Here is a 17,729-nt window from a genome sequence, read left to right as displayed (position 1 = left end):
CAATGGAGAGTGAAATGTTCCTCGACGGCTTCGGCCCGCAGATACTCGCCGGCACCCTGGTGACCCTGAAACTGGCGCTGGGCTCCCTGCTCGGCGCCGTGCTCATCGGCCTCCTCGGCGCCAGCGCCAAGCTCGCCGCCAACCGCCCGCTGCGCGCCCTGGCCAGCGGCTATACGACGCTGATCCGCAGCGTCCCCGACCTGGTCATCATGCTGTTGCTGTTCTTCAGCCTGCAGATCCTCCTCAACCGCGTCACCGACGCCCTCGGCATCGGCCAGGTCGACATCGACCCGTTCGCCGCCGGCTGCGTCACCCTGGCGTTCATCTATGGCGCCTACTTCACGGAAACCTTCCGCGGCGCCTTCCAGGCGGTCCCGGCCGGCCAGGTCGAAGCCGCGCAAGCCTACGGCATGGGGCGCTGGCGAGTGTTCCGCCGGGTACTCCTGCCGCAGATGCTGCGCTACGCCCTGCCGGGCATCGGCAACAACTGGCAGGTGCTGGTCAAGTCCACCGCGCTGGTCTCGATCATCGGTCTCGGCGACCTAGTCAAGGCCACCCAGGACGCCGGCAAGGGCACCCTGCAGTTCTTCCACTTCACCCTGGTCTGCGGGCTGATCTACCTGGCCATCACCGCAATCTCCAACGCCGCGCTGCTGTGGCTGGAGCGGCGCAGCTCGCTGGGCGTCAGGAGGCCGCTGCCATGAACGCGGTACTCGACGAATACTGGCAGGCCTACCTGTGGACCGACGGCCTGCAACTGACCGGACTGGCGATGACCCTGTGGCTGCTGATCCTCGCCGTGGCGCTTGGCTTCCTGCTGGCCATCCCGCTGGCAGTGGCGCGGACCTGCGGCAACCCGCTGCTGCGCTACCCGGTCTGGCTCTACACCTACGTGTTCCGCGGCACCCCGCTGTACATCCAGTTGCTGTTCTTCTACACCGGCGTCTACAGCCTGAATGCCATACGCGCCCAGGACTTTCTCAACGCGTTCTTCCGCGACGGCTTCAACTGCACGGTGCTGGCCTTCGTCCTCAACACCTGCGCCTACATGACGGAAATCTTCGCCGGCGCGATCAGGAACACGCCCCACGGCGAAGTGGAAGCGGCGCGCGCCTACGGCATGGGCGGCTTCACCCTCTACCGGCGCATCGTCCTGCCCTCGGCGCTGCGCCGGGCACTGCCGTACTTCAGCAACGAAGTGATCCTGATGCTGCACTCCACCTCGGTGGCGTTCACCGCCACCGTGCCGGACCTGCTCAAGGTGGCCCGCGACGTCAATTCCGCCACCTATGCGCCGTTCCTGTCCTTCGGCATCGCCGGCGCGCTCTACGCCGGCACCGCCTTCCTGCTGATCTGGCTGTTCCGCCGCGGCGAGCTGCGCTGGCTGGCCTACCTCAGACCGCAAACCCACTGACCTCTCCCGGAGACACGCGCATGTACAGCCTGCAGGTCGAAGACATCCACAAGCGCTACGGCAGCCATGAGGTGCTCAGGGGCGTTTCGCTCAGGGCCGGCAAGGGAGACGTGATCAGCATCATCGGCTCCTCCGGCTCGGGCAAGAGCACCTTCCTGCGCTGCGTCAACTTCCTGGAAAAGCCCTGTGCCGGGCGCATCCGCGTCGGCGACGAGGAACTGCGCACCCGTCCCGGCGCCCTGGGCGAGCTGCGCGCCGCCGATCCCCGGCAGTTGCAGAGGATCCGCAGCCGGCTGGCGATGGTCTTCCAGCATTTCAACCTGTGGAGCCACCTGACGGTGCTGGAGAACGTGGTCGAGTGCCCGGTCAACGTCCTGAGAATGAACCGCGACGACGCCGTGGCCCGCGCGCGCCACTACCTGGCCAAGGTCGGCCTGGCGGAGAAGGTCGAACGGCAGTATCCCTGCGAACTCTCCGGCGGCCAGCAACAGCGCGTGGCGATCGCCCGCGCCCTGGCCATGGAGCCGCAGGTGATGCTGTTCGACGAACCGACCTCGGCGCTCGATCCGGAACTGGTCGGCGAAGTGCTGAAAGTCATGCAGCAGTTGGCCGAGGAAGGTCGCACCATGGTCCTGGTCACCCACGAGATGGCGTTCGCCCGCCAGGTTTCCAGCCATGTGATCTTCCTCCACCAGGGCGTGATCGAAGAGCAAGGGACGCCGGACCAGGTGTTCGGCGCGCCGCGCAGCGAGCGCCTGCGCCAGTTCCTCGCCGGCAACCTGAAATGAGCCCGGGACTCAGCGCGACGGCGCGAGGAAACGCACGAAGACCAGCTCCGGATCGCCTTCGTCGAGGTTGTCGATCACCCCGCTCGGCTGGAATCCCTCGCGCTCCAGCAGGCGCCGCATCGGCAGGTTGGAGCGGTTGCGGGAAGTGAACAGGCGGTCGCCGCGACAGTCGTCCCGCGCCTGCCGCAGCAAGGCGCTGGCGATGCCGCGCCGGCGGTAGTCGGGAGCGACCGCCGCATCCTAGACGTTTTCACAGGTCAGGGCACATCGCCGCGGCGCATGATCTATAGTCGCCCGGATCAGCCCCAGAGGATGCCGGACATGCCCCGTTCGATCGTCATCGTCCACGGCTGGAGCGACGATTCGAAGTCGTTCCGCCGCCTCGCCGAGCAGCTGGAAGCCTGGTTCGGCAGCGCGCCGACGCAGATCCGCCTCGCCGACTGGATCTCCCTGCAGGACGACGTCACCTACGCTGACCTCGCCGCCGCCCTGGATCGCGCCTGGACCGCCCAGGGACTGTCGCGGGCACCGCGCACGGTGGACGTGGTGGTGCACAGTACCGGCGCCCTGGTGCTGCGCGACTGGCTGACCCGCCACTTCGACCCCGCCAGCGCGCCGGTCAAGCGCTTCCTGATGCTCGCCCCGGCCAACTTCGGCTCGCCGCTGGCGCACAAGGGACGCTCCTTCATCGGTCGCGTGCTGAAAGGCTGGAACCGCTTCGTCGGGCAGACCGGCACCCAGGTGCTGAAGGGACTGGAGCTGGGCTCGCCGTACTCCTGGCAACTCGCCGAGCGCGACCTGTTCGGCGCCGAGGCCTGGTACGGCGCCGGCCGCCTGCTCGCCACGGTACTGGTGGGCAATGTCGGCTACAGCGGCGTCGAAGCCATCGCCAACGAAGCCGGCGGCGACGGCACGGTGCGGATCGCCACGGCGAACCTCAACGCCTGCCGCCTGAGCCTCGAACTGGATGTCCGCCAGCGCGCCAGGCCCGGCTGGCGCCTGGAAGAATCGCGCGGCGAGATCGCCTTCGCCATCGTCGACGGCGAGAACCACGCCAGCGTGGCGCTGAAGGACCGCGGGCCGAAGAACCCGCGTACCCTGGAGCTGATCCGCGCCGCACTGGAGGTCGAGGACGCCGATTACCGGAGCAGCGGCGCAAGCTTCCCCTGGCAGCGCCGCATCGATCAGCTCGACCCCGGCATCGAGCGCCGCTCGCCGCGCTACCTGAACCTGGTCAGCCACGTCTGCGACGACCTCGACCAGGAGGTGCGCGACTACTTCATCCAGTTCTTCCGCAAGTTGAACAGCGACCGGCGTTTCGAACAGCGCTTCTACGAGCAGGTCATCGCCGACGTCCATCCCTACGAGGACAACCCCGCCTACCGCTCGCTGTACCTGTCGATCGACTCCCTCGACGACCTGCTCGCCGGCTTCGCCGTGGACACCCTGTCGCTCAGCGTGTCGGCCCAGCCGCCGTTCGATCCGCCGCGCCAGCCGGTCGGCTATACCGCGGTGGGCCCCGGCGACAGCGAAGGCCTGGCAATTCCGCTGGCGCAGGTGCCGCGCTTCCTCGCCGCCCACCGCACCCTGCTGCTGCGCATCCGCCTGACGCGCCTGGTGGACAGCGGCGTATTCGTCTTCAGGAACCCCTGAATCGGCGCCCGGCCCCCCCGTTGGGCAGCCACCCAGGCCGGGCGCAGGCGATCACGGTTGGCCTTCGGGCCACTCGACCCGCTGCAATGGCGCGCCGCCGCGCCCGAGGCGATGGACGATGCCGCTGCCCCGGCGCAGATCGACCCGCACCAACCGCCCGCCTTCCTCTCCACGGCCGCTGAGAAGCAGGTTGTGGGCATCCAGGCGGAACAGCCGCTCGGGACGCTCGATGGGCAGCTCCAGGGTCCAGAGCAAGCTGCCGTCGGCAGACACCGAGCTGAGCAGCAGCTCGCTACGCTCGGCCAGGCTGCGCCGGTGCAGCACCAGCCAGTTGCCGTCGACTCGCCAGGGACGGCGCGCCAACCAGGAATCGCCGCCCGGCAGCGCCGAGGCATAGCGACGGTACAACGCCTCCTCGCGCGTCTGCTCGTCGCGCCGGCGACGGTACTCGGCATCCGCCGCCGCATCCAGGTCGGCGACCCGTTCCCGCCAGGCGTCGTGCGCGGCGATCCAGCGTCGCCGTTCCTGGCGGTAGGCGTCGCGCGCCGCGAGGAACGCACGGGTACTGGGAAAACGCTCCACGCGCTCATCGAACTCTTCCGGCGGCTGCGGCTCGGGCGGCAGCGACGGACGCTGGCGCTGCCGCTCGGACGGTCGCTCGAGCAGCCGCTGCGGCTCTTCGGCAGCGGCTGGATCGGGCAGCAGGCCAGCCTGCAGGAAGGCCGCGTCGAGCAGCGGACGCAGTCGATTCTCCGCCGGCGACCGCCAATCCAGGGTGCCCAGTGACAGGCGCTGGCGTCGCGCCCGTTGGTTCGCTGCCGGCAGCGCCTCGCCACGCTCCAGCGCTCGGGCCTCGTGATCGCTGGCGAGGATCAGCAGGCGTCCGTCGGGCAGGCGCGTCAGGCCCGGCGCCTGCCAAGCGATCCCGGCACTCGCCGGCGGCGGCGGGTCGCCCTGGAAATACCGCGCGGCATCGACTTCCGGAGCTTCGCGCAGAGCCAGGCTGTCGCCGTCGAGGAACCAGACGCGGCCGTCCAGCGCGAGCATCAGCAATCCGCCCCGGCCTTCGTCGTAGCGATAGGCGTCCTTCCCCCAGGGCGCCGACTTCAACGGCAGGCCGCCAGTGCGCCGCTCCAGCTCGTCGAACGCCAGCGCAGGGGCGGCGTCGCGCCGGTCGAGTACGTAGAGTTCGTTGCGCAGGAAGAACAGGTAGCGCGACGACTGGCCCAGCAGTTCGCCGGAACCCCAGTCGTCGCCGCGCTCGTTGTCGGCATCCAGGCGCGCGCTCCAGCGCAGGCTGCCGTCCTCCAGGTCGACCACCTGGGCATAGCTGCGGCTGCTGCCATGCACTACGCCGTTGTCCACTTCGTTGGCGCGATAGTCGTCGAGGGTGAACGCCAGGTAGGAATGGCCCTGTTCCTCGAAGACCAGTTGCGGCCCGCTGAACCCGGCCTCGTCGTACTGGCCGAGAATGAAATGGATGGCCACCGGCAAACCGACCAGCAGGCCCAGGCCGAGTACCGCCCAGAGGACGGCGAAAAGCGTCGCTCCCTTCTTCATGCAACTCCCATGCGTCCCGCGATCCTGGGACCGTCCCTCAACTGGCGACGGCATGAACGGCGCATTCTAGGGAGCCGCCGGCCTCGCTTCAAAGGCGGCAAGCGGCCATCAGTGGTCCATGCTCATGGGCTTTTCGCCCCCAGCAGGACGCCGAAACCGACCAGCAGGGCGCCGAAAAACTGGTCGATGCGCCGGCGGAAACGCAGGAGTCGGCCGCGCACCGCCGGGCTCGAGAGAAAGCAGGCGACCAGGCCGAACCAGGCCACGTGGGCGAGCGCGATGAAGGCCCCGTAGCCCAGTTGCGCCGGCAACGCGGTATGCGGATCGATCACCTGCATGAACAGGCTGACCACGAACAGGCAGGTCTTCGGATTGAGCGCATTGGTCAGGAAGCCGCTGCGCAACATCGCCCAGGACGAAACCCCGGCGCCGCCCGCCGCCTCCTCCGCCACCGTGTCCTCTCGCGCCAGCAGCATGCGCAGGCCGAGGAACACCAGGTAGGCGGCGCCCGCCAGCTTCAGCGCGGTGAACAGCGCCAGCGACTCGCGCACCAGCACGCCGACGCCGAGGATGCTGTAGCCGACATGTACCGTCACCCCCGCGCCGATGCCCAGCGCGGTGAGCAGGCCGGCGCGGCGGGAATACAGCAGGCTGTTGCGCGAGACCATGGCGAAATCGGCGCCGGGGCTGATCACCGCAAGCACAGTGATGGTCAGGAAAGCTAGCAACTCTGTCATGCCTGGAAGGCTCCAAGGTAGAATGGACGACACAATCTACCGGTCTCCAGCGCCGAGCGAGAACGATGAATACTGACAATCATGGTGAGGAAAACTCACCATTCAGGCGCCGTCGCCTGCCCTCGCTGAACGCCCTGCGCTGCTTCGAGGCCGCCGCCCGCCTGGAGAACTTTTCCCGTGCCGCCGAGGCCCTGTGCCTGACCCACGGTGCCATCAGCCGCGCCGTGCGGACCCTGGAGGAGGAACTCGGTTGTGCGCTCTTCGAACGCCGCGGCCAGCGGGTTTTCCTCAGCGAGGCCGGCAGGCGCCTGCTCGCCGGCACCGGCCCGGCCCTCGACCTGATCGAGCGCACCGGCGAGGCCCTGCGCGCGGAGGCCGGACCCACCGCGCTGGTGCTGTCCTGCGAACCGACCTTGCTGATGCGCTGGCTGATCCCGCGGATCGCCGGATTCATGCAGGAACAGCCACGACTGTCGATCCAGCTGGTCGCCGGCGGCGGGCCGTTCGCCTTCGGCCGCGGCATCGACCTGGCGATCCGCCGCAACGACTTCCCCTGGCCGCCCGGCAGCCATGCCCACTGGCTGTTCGACGAGCAGGTCGGGCCGGTCTGCCGGGCGAGCGACGTCGAACGGCATTTCCACCTCGATGCAGGACCGCCCGGGCTTCGCGCCGTCGCACCGCGCCTGCACACGGCGACCCGCCCGCAAGCCTGGAACACCTGGACCCGTCTCGCCGGACAGGCGCCGGCGACGACCGAAGGGCAGCGCTTCGAGCACTTCTACCTGAGCCTGCAGGCGGCCGGCGCCGGACTCGGCGTAGCCATCGGCCCCTGGCAACTGGTGCGCGACGATCTGTCCGCCGGCCTGCTGGCGGCGCCGCTGGGATTCCTCGCCGACGGCAGCAGCTATCACCTGCTGACCCCGCGACCGTTGCAGGCCGGAGAGCCTGCCACCCTGCTGCTGGAATGGCTGCGCCGCAGCGCGGCGGCCTGATGCGGCCCGCTCAGGGCCAGGCGCGCAGCGCCCGTTCGACCACCGCCAGCAGGCGCTCGCAAGGCACCCGGTCCTTGGCCTGCACGCTGAGGCCGAACAGCACGGTGGCATAGAAGGTCGCCAACTCCTCCACGTCGGTGTCCGCCGCCAGGTCGCCGTCAGCGATGCCGCGCCGCATGCGCTCACGGAACAGGCGGATCGACTCGCCGCGCTCGGCGCTCAACGCGTCCCGCACCGCCTCGCTTTCCGGGGTTCCGGTCAGCGCCGCGAGCACCACCAGGCAACCGCGCGGGAACTCGTCGGAACAGAAGCGCGCGACGGTCTCGCGGAGCAGCTCGGCCACGCCCTCGCGGGCGCTCGGCGCGCCATCGAGGACATCCCGGCGATAGCGGCCGTGCTGGCCGAGATAGTGGGCCAGGGCTTCGCGGAACAGCCCTTCCTTGCTGCCGAAGGCGGCGTACAGGCTGGGCGGCCTGATTTCCATCGCCTCGGTCAGGGCCGCCAGCGAAGCGCCTTCGTAGCCACGCACCCAGAACACGTCCATGGCTCGCTGCAGGGCGGTGTCCCTGTCGAATGCCCGTGGCCTGCCTCGCGTTGCCATCCTGACCTCCATTATTTGTATCGATCACTATAAATTTACTTGACGAGCGTTGCCGTCGCCATATTATTTAGCGACCGATACAGATATTCAAGCCATCTCCCTGCCGCCTTCGAAAGGAAAAGACCATGTCCAAATTGCTCCTCTCCCCGCTCGCCGTAGGCAACCTGGCCTTGCGCAACCGCATCGTCATGGCGCCGATGACCCGCTCCCGGGCGCAACAGCCGGGCGACGTGCCGACCGCCCTGAACGCTCTCTACTATGCGCAGCGCGCCGGCGCCGGGCTGATCGTCAGCGAGGGCACGCAGATTTCCCGCCTCGGCCAGGGCTACGCCTACACCCCCGGTATCTACAGCGAGGCGCAACTGGCCGGCTGGCGCCAGGTCACCGAGGCGGTGCACGCCGCCGGCGGACTGATCGCCGCGCAGCTCTGGCATGTCGGGCGCATGTCGCATCGCTCGCTGCAGGCCGGCGGCGAGGCGCCGATCGCGCCCTCGCCGATCCAGGCCAAGGCCCAGGTGTTCATCGCCGATGGCCAGGGCGGCGGGTCCATGGCGCCCGCCGACGCGCCGCGGGAAATGACCCTGGAAGACATCCGCCGGGTCCGCGACGAATTCGTCCGCGCCGCACGCAACGCGCTCGACGCCGGCTTCGACCTGGTCGAGCTGCATGGCGCCAATGGCTACCTGATCGACCAGTTCCTCGCCAGCGCCAGCAACCGGCGCAGCGATGCCTATGGCGGTAGCCTGGAGAACCGCGCGCGGTTCCTGCTGGAGATCGTCGACGCGCTGGTCGCCGCGGTCGGTGCCGAGCGCATCGGCCTGCGCCTGTCGCCCTGGGGCACGATCAACGACATGCACGACGACGAGCCGGAAGCGATGACCCTTTACCTTGCCGAAGCCCTGCAGCGACGCGGCATCGCCTACCTGCACCTGGCCGAGTGGGAATGGAGCGGCGGCCCGGCCTACCCGCAAGGCTTCCGCGAGCGCCTGCGCGAACGCTTCCGCGCGCCGCTGATCGTCTGCGGCAACTACGACGCCGAGCGCGCCGAAGCGATACTCCAGGCCGGACTGGCCGACGCGGTGGCGATCGGCCGGCCGTTCATCGCCAACCCCGACCTGGTCGAGCGGATCCGTCTCGGCGCGCCGCTGGCCGAGGCCAACCAGGCGCGGTTCTACGGTGGCGACGCCGCCGGCTACACCGATTACCCGACCCTCGGCCAGTCCGCTACGGCCTGATTCCCTTCCCTCCCATGCATCGTTCCCGGGCGCGGCCACGGCTGCGCTCGCGGAGGAGTCTTGCCGTGCTATTGCCGATCCTCCTGCTGGCCGCCGCCGGCTTCACCATCCTGACCACCGAGTTCGTCATCGTCGGCCTGCTCCCGGCGCTTGCCGCAGACCTCCAGGTCAGCGTCGCCCAGGCCGGCCTGCTGGTCAGCCTGTTCGCCTTCAGCGTCGCCGCCTTCGGTCCGTTCCTCACCGCCGCGCTGGCGGGCGTCGAACGCAAGCGGCTGTTCGTCGCCTGCCTGCTGCTGTTCGCCGCGGCCAATGCGCTGGCCGCCGTGGCCGGCGATATCTGGACGATGGCCGTGGCGCGCTTCGTCCCGGCCCTGGCGCTCCCGGTGTTCTGGGCCATGGCCAGCGAAACCGCCGCGCACCTGGCCGGCCCCTCGCGCGAAGGGCGCGCCGTGGCGCTGGTGTTCTTCGGCATCGTCGCCGCCACCGTGCTCGGCATTCCCATCGGCACGCTGATCGCCGACGCCTGGGGTTGGCGCCTGGCATTCGCCGCACTCGCCGCGCTGGCCCTGGCCAAGGCGCTGCTGCTGGCCGCCTGGCTGCCGCGCATTCCCGGACGGCCGGGCGTCTCGCTGCGCAGCCAGGCGAGCGTGTTGCGCCAACCGCTGGTGCTCGGCCACCTGTTGCTGTCGCTGCTGGTCTTCACCGGCATGTTCACCCCCTACACCTACCTGGCCGACATCCTCCAGCGCCTGGCCGGCTTCAGCGGTTCGCTGGTCGGCTGGACGCTGATGGGCTTCGGCGCGGTAGGCCTGCTCGGCAACTGGCTCGGCGGGCGCCTGGTGGATCGCAGCCCACTGGGCGCAACCCTGCTGTTCGTCCTGCTGATGGCGCTGGGCATGCTCGCCCTGGTGCCGACCCTCGGCAACGCCTGGCTGCTCGCCGCCACCCTGGCGACCTGGGGCGTGGCCCAGGCAGCACTGTTCATCGTCGGCCAGGTGCGGGTGATGAAGTCCGCGCCGCGGGCCCCAGCGTTCGCCGCCTCGCTGAACATCTCCGCCTGCAACGCCGGGATCGGCATCGGCGCCCTCGCCGGCAGCCGGGTGATCGACGGCAGCGGCCTGGCGCCGCTCGGCGAGGTCGGCGCGCTGGTCTGCCTGGCGGCGATGGCCGTGGCCCTGCTGCTGATGCTGGCGCCACGCCAAGCTGCCACCGAGCCGTCCCTCGGCGGCCAAATCCCTCACTGAGCCCACCAAGGAAGCACAACCATGATCCTCGATAGACTCTGCCGCGGCCTCCTGGCCGGCATCGCCCTGACCTTCTCCCTGGGCGGCTTCGCCGCCGAGGAATTCCCCGTCCCGAATGGCTTCGAAAGCGCCTACCGGGAAGTCGACGGCGTGAAGCTGCACTACGTGAAAGGCGGCCAGGGGCCGCTGGTGATGCTGGTACACGGTTTCGGCCAGACCTGGTACGAATGGCACCAACTGATGCCGGAACTGGCCAAGCGCTTCACCGTGATCGCGCCGGACCTGCCCGGCCTCGGCCAGTCCGAGCCGCCGAAGACCGGCTATAGCGGCGAACAGGTCGCCGTCTACCTGCACAAGCTGGCCCGGCAATTCAGCCCGGATCGCCCGTTCGACCTGGTGGCCCACGACATCGGTATCTGGAACACCTACCCGATGGTGGTGAAGAACCAGGCCGACATCGCCCGCCTGGTGTACATGGAAGCGCCGATCCCGGACGCGCGGATCTACCGCTTCCCGGCCTTCACCGCCCAGGGCGAGTCGCTGGTCTGGCACTTCAGTTTCTTCGCCGCCGACGACCGCCTGGCGGAAACCCTGATCGCCGGCAAGGAACGCTTCTTCCTCGAGCACTTCATCAAGTCCCATGCCAGCAACACCGAGGTGTTCAGCGAGCGCCTGCTGGATCTGTACGCCAGGTCGTACGCCAAGCCGCACAGCCTGAACGCCTCGTTCGAGTACTACCGCGCGTTGAACGAGAGCGTGCGGCAGAACGCCGAACTGGCGAAGACCCGCCTGCAGATGCCAACCATGACCCTCGCCGGCGGCGGCCACGGCGGCATGGGCACGTTCCAGCTGGAGCAGATGAAAGCCTATGCGGACGACGTCGAAGGCCATGTCCTGCCCGGCTGCGGCCACTGGCTGCCGGAAGAGTGCGCCGCGCCGATGAATCGCCTGGTGATCGACTTCCTCAGCCGCGGTCGCTGAGTCGTCCCGGTCCGGGCGATCAGAACTGCTCGCCCGGGCAGAACAGGCAGCGCAGCAGCAGGGTCATGAGCACGACAGCGCCGGAAACCAGCAGGTAAGGCAACGGGGAGAACAGGTCGTCCTGGTCCTTGCCATCGTGCTCACTACTCATGCTCTCACCTCGAGAATCGTCATGGCGGAAAAGACGCAGGATATGCACTTGCCGTCCTTGAAAGTGCACGGCGAAGTGTTCGAAGACTATAGAAACGAAGCGATCGAGTTCAATTACATCTGTGTCAGCTTGCTGTCGGCAAAACGTCAGCGGAAAGACAACGGAATATATTTCCCGATAATGCTTGGGGGTCAGCCGCGCCCCGCCCCAGGCTCTGCCGGCGTGGCGCGAGTGCCGGGGCGAAGGAAAAACCAACTTACAATGATCCCGACCCGGAATTATTCCGCCAAGTAGCTTCCGTTTCGGAAAAAAGCGACTCGCAGCACTGTTTCGGTGCAATAACGTCACATTTGAAAGTTTCGATTAAGTTTTCCGTTATCGATTATCCATAAATACGTTTGATCGCTCTCCGGACGTTTCATAGATTGCACGCCTTCACTCTCTGCGAGGCATTCCCGTGACGCATCCAGCGACCGTCTACAGCCTGTCCACCCGCCTGCTGCACTGGAGCATGGCGTTCTGTTTCATCGGCGCGATCGTGCTGGCCTATTTCGTCATCTGGGTGCTCGGCCACGACCACCCGCAGCGCCTGCCGGTACTCAACCTGCACTGGGTGCTGGGCCTGCTGGTCGGCCTGCTGCTGATCCCTCGGATCGTCTCGCGGCTGCGCGGGCCGCGCCTGCCAGCGGTCCCCGGCACGCCGCTGGAGCACCGCCTGGCGCACTACGCGCACCTGTCGCTGTATGCCTTGATGCTGGTGATGCCGCTCACCGGCTACGTCGGCACCCGCCTGCCCACCGACTTCGGCCTGTTCGTGGTACCCAGCTTCAAGGACACCGCGCTGTTCGCCTGGATTTCGCAAACCTGGAACCTGAGCTGGGAGGCGTTCGAGAAGCCCTTCGACGCCGTTCACCGCGCGGTCGGCCTGTGGCTGAGCACCTCGGTGGTGCTGCTCCATGCGCTCGCCGCCGGCTACCACCAGTGGGTCCGCCGCGACGGCACCCTGGAGCGCATGCTCGGCCGTCGCCAGCGCCGCTGAGCGGGGCCCTTCGTCGGCTCTCGCGGCGGCTCGGCGACGATCTGCTATAGAGGTAGGGACACGCAGGGAAAACCTCGCCGCCCCGAGGCTCCTCCGTGGCAACCACAGGCGTCGCGCAGGTAGCCGGGTCGGCCTCCGACAGAGAGGAGCATGCCATGGCCAGCCTGCACTGCCAGCACCGCAGCTACACCATCACCGCCGACGTCGTCGAGCATCCGGGCATTCCCACGCCCTGGGCCGGCGGCTGCCACATCACCGATCCCGAAGGCCACACCAGCAAGCGCATCGCCCTGCCCGTGCGCTTCGCCTTCCTCGCCGACCTGGAAAACGCCCAGCGCGCCTCCATCGCCCACGGCAAATGGCTGGTGGACCAGCGCCTGGACCGCGGCAAGGCGCTGTTCTGAAGCGCACAACGAAAACGGCCCTCGCAAGGAGGGCCGTCGTTCATCGCGGCGCGGCTCAGGCGCTGCCGGCTTCAGCGGTTTCGCTGCGCCGTCGCGGCGGCGCGCCATGGCTGTCGTCGCCGGCCAGCGGCACTTCGTTGCCCTGGGCGTCGTACAGCTTGCCGTCGAGGAAATAGTCGCCTTCGTGCAGGGCGGCGATGTCCTGGTAGCGCAGGGTCCGCTCGCTGGCGGCGACGAACACCGACTGCTGGTCGGAGTTGCCGGCGGTGAAGTGGTTGAACGCCAGGTTGAGCAGGATCGCCATGATCGCCGAGGAACTGATGCCGGAATGGAAGATGGTGGCGAACCAACTGGGGAAGTGATCGTAGAAGGTCGGCGCGGCGATCGGGATCATACCGAAGCCGATCGAAGTGGCGACGATGATCAGGTTCATGTTGTTGCGGTAGTCCACCTTCGACAGGGTGCGGATGCCGCTGGCGGCGACCGTGCCGAACAACACGATGCCGGCGCCGCCGAGCACGGCGGTGGGCACCGCGGCGATCACCCGGCCCATCACCGGCAGCAGGCCGAGGATCACCAGGAACAACCCACCGGTGGCGACCACGTAGCGGCTCTTGATCCCGGTCACCGCCACCAGGCCGACGTTCTGGGCGAAGGCGCTCTGGGTGAAGGAGCCGAAGATCGGCGCCAGCATGCTGGAGAACATGTCCGCGCGCAGGCCGTTGCCCAGGCGCCGCGAGTCGACCTTGGTGTCGATGATCTCGCCTACCGCGAGGATGTCCGCCGAGGTTTCCACCAGGGTCACCATGATCACGATGCACATCGAGATGATCGCGGCGACCTGGAAGGTCGGCATGCCGAAGTGGAACGGCGTGGGAAACGCCACCAGCGGGCCTTCGGTGACCTTGGAGAAGTCGGCCATGCCGAGGAACACCGCGATGACGGTGCCGATGACCATCGCCAGGAGGATCGACAGGCGCGAGATCGAGGCGCTGCCGAGCTTGCTCAGCAGCAGCACGATGACCAGGGTGATCGCCGCCAGGCCGATGTTGGCCATGCTGCCGAAGTCCGGCGCGTGGCTGTTGCCGCCCATCGCCCAGCGCGCGGCGACCGGCATTAGGGTCAGGCCGATGGTGGTGATGACGATGCCGGTCACCAGCGGCGGGAAGAATTTGGTGATGCGCGAGAAGATCGGCGTGATCAGCAACCCGATCAGCGAGGCCGCCATCACCGCGCCGAGCACTGCGGGAATGCCGCCGCTGCCACCGCTGCCGATGATCGCCACCATGGTCGCCACGCCAGCGAAGGACACCCCCTGGACCAGCGGCAACTGACAGCCGAAGAACGGCACGCCGAGGGTTTGCAGCAGGGTCGCCAGGCCGCCGGCGAACAGCGAAGCGGCGATCAGCAGGCCGATGTCGCCGGGCGCGAGGCCAGCGGCCTGGCCGAGGATCAGGGGGACCGCGACGATACCGCCATACATGGTCAGCACATGTTGCAGGCCGTAGGCCATGTTGGCGCCGACACCGAGGTTCTCGTCTTCAGGCCGTGGAACGGGTGGGGTTCCGGAGGACGTCGTTTTCATGGTGCGCTGTTCTCGCTTTTATTGTTGTGCGCACACTGTAGACAATTCGATCCGAAAATATCCAGACAAATGTATACAAAATTTCCGACAAATCTGTGACAGCGCTGGTGCCAGCCACTTCCGCTCGCGCGCTTATCCGCGCGCCAGACGGTTTCCTTCCTGCTGCACCATCCTCCCAGCCCCGACCAACGGCCATGGGCCCGCGCCGAAGGGCATTAACGATAGAAAGCCGCCCTCCATCCCGCCAGCGAGCTATCAGCAATTCTTCCACAAAAAGTTGATGAAATTCACATTTCAGGAATTACGCCAGGACAGCCCGGAAAGCGCTCCTAGTCTGGCAGTCAGGCCGTGCCCGAGGCGGCATTTCGGGCAATAGCGCCATGCCATCAACGGCTTATCGATCATCGCCTCACAAGGAACGGAGTCTCATGAGCAACAAGAACAATCTCAGATACGCACTCGGCGCCCTCGCCCTCTCGGTTTCCGCCGCATCCCTGGCGGCACCTTCGGAAGCGCAACAGTTCACCGAGTTCTGGACGCCCGGCAAACCCAACCCGTCGATCTGCAAATCGCCGTTGCTGGTCAGCACCCCGCTTGGCCTGCCGCGCTGCCTGCAAGCCAGCAACGTGGTCAAGCGCCTGCAGAAGCTGGAGGACATCGCCAGTCTCAACGACGGCAACCGCGCCGCCGCCACGCCGGGCTACCAGGCCTCCGTCGACTACGTGAAGCAGACCCTGCAGAAAGCCGGCTACAAGGTCAGCGTGCAGCCCTTCCCGTTCACCGCCTACTACCCGAAAGGCCCGGGTAGCCTGAGCGCCACCGTGCCGCAGCCGGTCACCTACGAATGGGAGAAGGACTTCACCTACCTGTCGCAGACCGAGGCAGGCGACGTCACCGCCAAGGTGGTCCCGGTGGACCTGTCCCTCGGCGCCGGCAACACCTCCACCAGCGGTTGCGAGGCGGAAGACTTCGCCAACTTCCCGGCCGGCTCGATCGCGCTGATCCAGCGCGGCACCTGCAACTTCGAGCAGAAGGCCGAGAACGCCGCGGCCGCCGGCGCCGCCGGGGTGATCATCTTCAACCAGGGCAACACCGACGACCGCAAGGGCCTGGAGAACGTCACCGTGGGCGAGTCCTACGAGGGCGGCATCCCGGTGATCTTCGCCACCTACGACAACGGCGTGGCCTGGTCGCAGACCCCGGACCTGCAGTTGCACCTGGTGGTCGACGTGGTACGCAAGAAGACCGAGACTTACAACGTGGTCGCCGAGACCCGTCGCGGCAACCCGAACAACGTGGTGATGGTCGGCGCGCACCTCGACTCGGTGTTCGAAGGCCCCGGTATCAACGACAACGGTTCGGGCAGCGCCGCCCAACTGGAGATGGCCGTGCTGCTGGCCAAGGCGCTGCCGGTCAACAAGGTGCGCTTCGCCTGGTGGGGCGCCGAGGAAGCCGGCCTGGTGGGCTCGACCCACTACGTGCAGAACCTCGCCCCGGAAGAGAAGAAGAAGATCAAGGCCTACCTGAACTTCGACATGATCGGCTCGCCGAACTTCGGCAACTTCATCTATGACGGCGACGGTTCCGACTTCGGCCTCCAGGGTCCGCCCGGCTCGGCCGCCATCGAGCGCCTGTTCGAAGCCTACTTCCGCCTGCGCGGCCAGCAATCGGAAGGCACCGAGATCGACTTCCGCTCCGACTACGCCGAGTTCTTCAACAGCGGCATCGCCTTCGGCGGCCTGTTCACCGGCGCCGAGGGCCTGAAGACCGAAGAGCAGGCGCAGAAGTACGGCGGCACCGCCGGCAAGGCCTACGACGAGTGCTACCACAGCAAGTGCGACGGCATCGCCAACATCAACCAGGACGCCCTGGAGATCCACAGCGACGCCATGGCCTTCGTGACCAGTTGGCTGTCGCTGTCGACCAAGGTGGTCGACGACGAGATCGCCGCCGCCGGCCAGAAAGCACAATCGCGGTCGCTGCAGATGCAGAAGAGCGCCAGCCAGATCGAACGCTGGGGTCACGACTTCATCAAGTAACCGCGACTACCCTGCGCCGGGCCGCCGGCGCAGGTTCCCCATCCAGGCCCGGCTCATCCACCGGGCCTTTTTTCATCGGCGCGCGATCACTCCACCGCTTCCAGCAGGGTCGCCACGCCCTGGCCGCCGGCGATGCACTGGGTGGCGATGGCATAGCGCCCGCCGGTGCGCCGCAGCAACGCAGCGGCCTTGCCGGTGATCCGCGCGCCGGTGGCGCCCAGCGGATGACCGATGGCCAGGGCGCCGCCATCCAGGTTGATCCTGTCCATGTCCAGCCCCAGTTCGCGGATGCAGGCGATGGATTGGCTGGCGAAGGCCTCGTTGATCTCCACCAGGTCGATGTCGGCGATGCCCAGCCCGGCCCGTTGCAGAACCTTGCGCGTCGCCTGCACCGGCCCCATGCCCATGATCTCCGGCGCACAACCGGCCACCGCCACCGCCTTGATCCGCGCCAGGATCGCCAGCCCGTGGCGGCGCGCGAATTCCTCGCTGCAGACCAGCAGCGCGGCGCTGCCATCGGTGAGCGGCGACGAGGTGGCGGCGGTGACGCTGCCGCCGAACGCCGGCTTCAACTGGGCCAGGCTCTCCAGGTTGGTACCCGGGCGGATGCAGCCATCCTCGGCGACCCGGCCGGCGGGGGTGTCGATGGCGACGATCTCCTCGCGCAGCAAGCCGGCCTCGCGCGCGGCGACTGCCTTGGCGTGGGAGCGTACGGCCATCTCTTCCTGCTCGACGCGGCTGACGGCGTAGCGCTCGGCGACATTCTCGGCGGTCTGCCCCATGCTCATGTATACCGCCGGATAGTCCTGCAGCAACGCGGGATTGGGCGACAGGTTGAAGCCGCCCATCGGCACCCGCGTCATCGACTCTACCCCGGCGGCGATGAAGGCTTCTCCGGCGCCCAGCAGGACTTGCCCGGCGGCGTAGTGGACGGCGCTCATGGACGAACCGCAGAAACGGTTGAGGGTCGCACCGCCGAGGCTCTGCGGGAAGCCGGCACGGAAACTGGCGATGCGCGCGATGTTCATGCCCTGTTCCGCCTCCGGATAGGCGCAGCCCATGACCACGTCCTCCAGCAGCGCAGGGTCGAGATCGAGTTTCTCCACCAGCCCCTTGAGCACCGCGGCGGCCAGGTCATCCGGGCGGATATCGACCAGCGCGCCTTTCCTGGCGAAGTGGAACGGCGAACGGGCGTAACCGGCGATAACGACTGAAATCGGCGACATGAGGATATCTCCGTGAGATGGATTGGCTGGATCGCAGGAAGATATTACGCGTATAATATTTATTGAATTACAGTCGAAAT

General features: G+C 67.6%; 18 protein-coding genes. 11 read left to right on the top strand and 7 right to left on the bottom strand.

What is annotated here, in order from left to right; translation table 11 throughout:
• Window positions 1–14: 14 nt before the first annotated feature.
• From ACI766_RS10300 to ACI766_RS10290, 3 genes are read left to right on the top strand one after another with little or no spacing between them, the layout of a single operon-like run.
• Complete coding sequence (locus tag ACI766_RS10300) at window positions 15–704, top strand: ABC transporter permease (protein ID WP_003091034.1); 690 nt, start codon at window positions 15–17, stop codon at window positions 702–704.
• Complete coding sequence (locus ACI766_RS10295) at window positions 701–1,414, top strand: ABC transporter permease (RefSeq protein ID WP_003091035.1); 714 nt, start codon at window positions 701–703, stop codon at window positions 1,412–1,414. Before ACI766_RS10300 ends, ACI766_RS10295 begins: the two co-directional genes overlap by 4 nt.
• Before the next feature lie 20 nt (window positions 1,415–1,434).
• Window positions 1,435–2,202: an ABC transporter ATP-binding protein gene (locus ACI766_RS10290; protein ID WP_003091036.1), complete on the top strand. Its 768-nt coding sequence runs from the start codon at window positions 1,435–1,437 to the stop codon at window positions 2,200–2,202.
• Between the two features lie 9 nt (window positions 2,203–2,211).
• On the opposite strand, the gene ACI766_RS10285 is transcribed toward ACI766_RS10290, so the two are convergent.
• On the bottom strand, window positions 2,212–2,394 hold the full coding sequence (locus ACI766_RS10285; protein ID WP_009876742.1) for a hypothetical protein: 183 nt from the start codon (window positions 2,392–2,394) through the stop codon (window positions 2,212–2,214).
• 129 nt (window positions 2,395–2,523) lie between these two features.
• On the opposite strand from ACI766_RS10285, the gene ACI766_RS10280 reads away from it, so the two are divergent.
• Entirely contained in the window at window positions 2,524–3,855 is a 1,332-nt protein-coding gene (locus ACI766_RS10280) for an esterase/lipase family protein (protein WP_003110295.1), read from the top strand.
• A 51-nt stretch (window positions 3,856–3,906) separates the two neighbouring features.
• On the opposite strand, the gene ACI766_RS10275 is transcribed toward ACI766_RS10280, so the two are convergent.
• The gene (locus ACI766_RS10275) at window positions 3,907–5,415 is read right to left on the bottom strand and encodes a PA2928 family protein (RefSeq protein ID WP_034022721.1); all 1,509 of its coding nucleotides are present in this window, start codon (window positions 5,413–5,415) and stop codon (window positions 3,907–3,909) included.
• Between the two features lie 122 nt (window positions 5,416–5,537).
• A complete protein-coding gene (locus tag ACI766_RS10270; RefSeq protein ID WP_003091040.1) occupies window positions 5,538–6,152 on the bottom strand; it encodes a LysE family transporter in 615 nt (204 codons plus the stop codon).
• Window positions 6,153–6,217: 65 nt separating this feature from the next.
• Between ACI766_RS10270 and ACI766_RS10265 the strand changes: the two genes are divergently transcribed.
• Window positions 6,218–7,144, top strand: a complete 927-nt coding sequence (locus tag ACI766_RS10265) for a LysR family transcriptional regulator (protein ID WP_003110292.1) — start codon at window positions 6,218–6,220, stop codon at window positions 7,142–7,144.
• A gap of 10 nt (window positions 7,145–7,154) precedes the next feature.
• Here the strand turns inward: ACI766_RS10265 and ACI766_RS10260 are convergent, their stop codons facing one another.
• On the bottom strand, window positions 7,155–7,745 hold the full coding sequence (locus ACI766_RS10260) for a TetR/AcrR family transcriptional regulator (protein ID WP_003119828.1): 591 nt from the start codon (window positions 7,743–7,745) through the stop codon (window positions 7,155–7,157).
• Window positions 7,746–7,870: 125 nt separating this feature from the next.
• On the opposite strand from ACI766_RS10260, the gene ACI766_RS10255 reads away from it, so the two are divergent.
• From ACI766_RS10255 to cif, 3 genes are all read left to right on the top strand, one after another.
• On the top strand, window positions 7,871–8,980 hold the full coding sequence (locus ACI766_RS10255) for an alkene reductase (RefSeq protein WP_034022719.1): 1,110 nt from the start codon (window positions 7,871–7,873) through the stop codon (window positions 8,978–8,980).
• A 65-nt stretch (window positions 8,981–9,045) separates the two neighbouring features.
• Window positions 9,046–10,224 (top strand): MFS transporter, encoded by a 1,179-nt coding sequence (locus tag ACI766_RS10250; protein ID WP_034002324.1) that lies wholly within the window; start codon window positions 9,046–9,048, stop codon window positions 10,222–10,224.
• Window positions 10,225–10,245: 21 nt separating this feature from the next.
• Entirely contained in the window at window positions 10,246–11,205 is a 960-nt protein-coding gene (gene cif, locus ACI766_RS10245) for a CFTR inhibitory factor Cif (protein ID WP_003091045.1), read from the top strand.
• A 19-nt stretch (window positions 11,206–11,224) separates the two neighbouring features.
• Here the strand turns inward: cif and ACI766_RS10240 are convergent, their stop codons facing one another.
• Complete coding sequence (locus ACI766_RS10240; RefSeq protein WP_003091046.1) at window positions 11,225–11,356, bottom strand: hypothetical protein; 132 nt, start codon at window positions 11,354–11,356, stop codon at window positions 11,225–11,227.
• A 457-nt stretch (window positions 11,357–11,813) separates the two neighbouring features.
• Here ACI766_RS10240 and ACI766_RS10235 point away from each other — a divergent pair, with 457 nt between their 5' ends.
• Both ACI766_RS10235 and ACI766_RS10230 read left to right on the top strand, forming a co-directional pair.
• Window positions 11,814–12,395, top strand: a complete 582-nt coding sequence (locus tag ACI766_RS10235) for a cytochrome b (RefSeq protein ID WP_034022714.1) — start codon at window positions 11,814–11,816, stop codon at window positions 12,393–12,395.
• Window positions 12,396–12,550: 155 nt separating this feature from the next.
• On the top strand, window positions 12,551–12,799 hold the full coding sequence (locus ACI766_RS10230) for a hypothetical protein (RefSeq protein ID WP_003091048.1): 249 nt from the start codon (window positions 12,551–12,553) through the stop codon (window positions 12,797–12,799).
• Window positions 12,800–12,854: 55 nt separating this feature from the next.
• Here ACI766_RS10230 and ACI766_RS10225 read toward each other — a convergent pair whose 3' ends face one another.
• On the bottom strand, window positions 12,855–14,384 hold the full coding sequence (locus ACI766_RS10225; protein WP_003162544.1) for a nucleobase:cation symporter-2 family protein: 1,530 nt from the start codon (window positions 14,382–14,384) through the stop codon (window positions 12,855–12,857).
• 428 nt (window positions 14,385–14,812) lie between these two features.
• Here ACI766_RS10225 and paaP point away from each other — a divergent pair, with 428 nt between their 5' ends.
• Window positions 14,813–16,423: an aminopeptidase PaaP gene (gene paaP / locus ACI766_RS10220; RefSeq protein ID WP_003101464.1), complete on the top strand. Its 1,611-nt coding sequence runs from the start codon at window positions 14,813–14,815 to the stop codon at window positions 16,421–16,423.
• 86 nt (window positions 16,424–16,509) lie between these two features.
• Here the strand turns inward: paaP and ACI766_RS10215 are convergent, their stop codons facing one another.
• The gene (locus ACI766_RS10215; protein ID WP_023088202.1) at window positions 16,510–17,649 is read right to left on the bottom strand and encodes a thiolase family protein; all 1,140 of its coding nucleotides are present in this window, start codon (window positions 17,647–17,649) and stop codon (window positions 16,510–16,512) included.
• Window positions 17,650–17,729 lie beyond the last annotated feature (80 nt).

The sequence above is a fragment of the Pseudomonas sp. DL genome (genome assembly GCF_047199225.1).
GTDB lineage: Bacteria > Pseudomonadota > Gammaproteobacteria > Pseudomonadales > Pseudomonadaceae > Pseudomonas > Pseudomonas aeruginosa.
The sequence above is the reverse complement of the archived record's forward strand: the minus strand, read 5'-3'. Positions and strand labels throughout refer to the sequence as shown.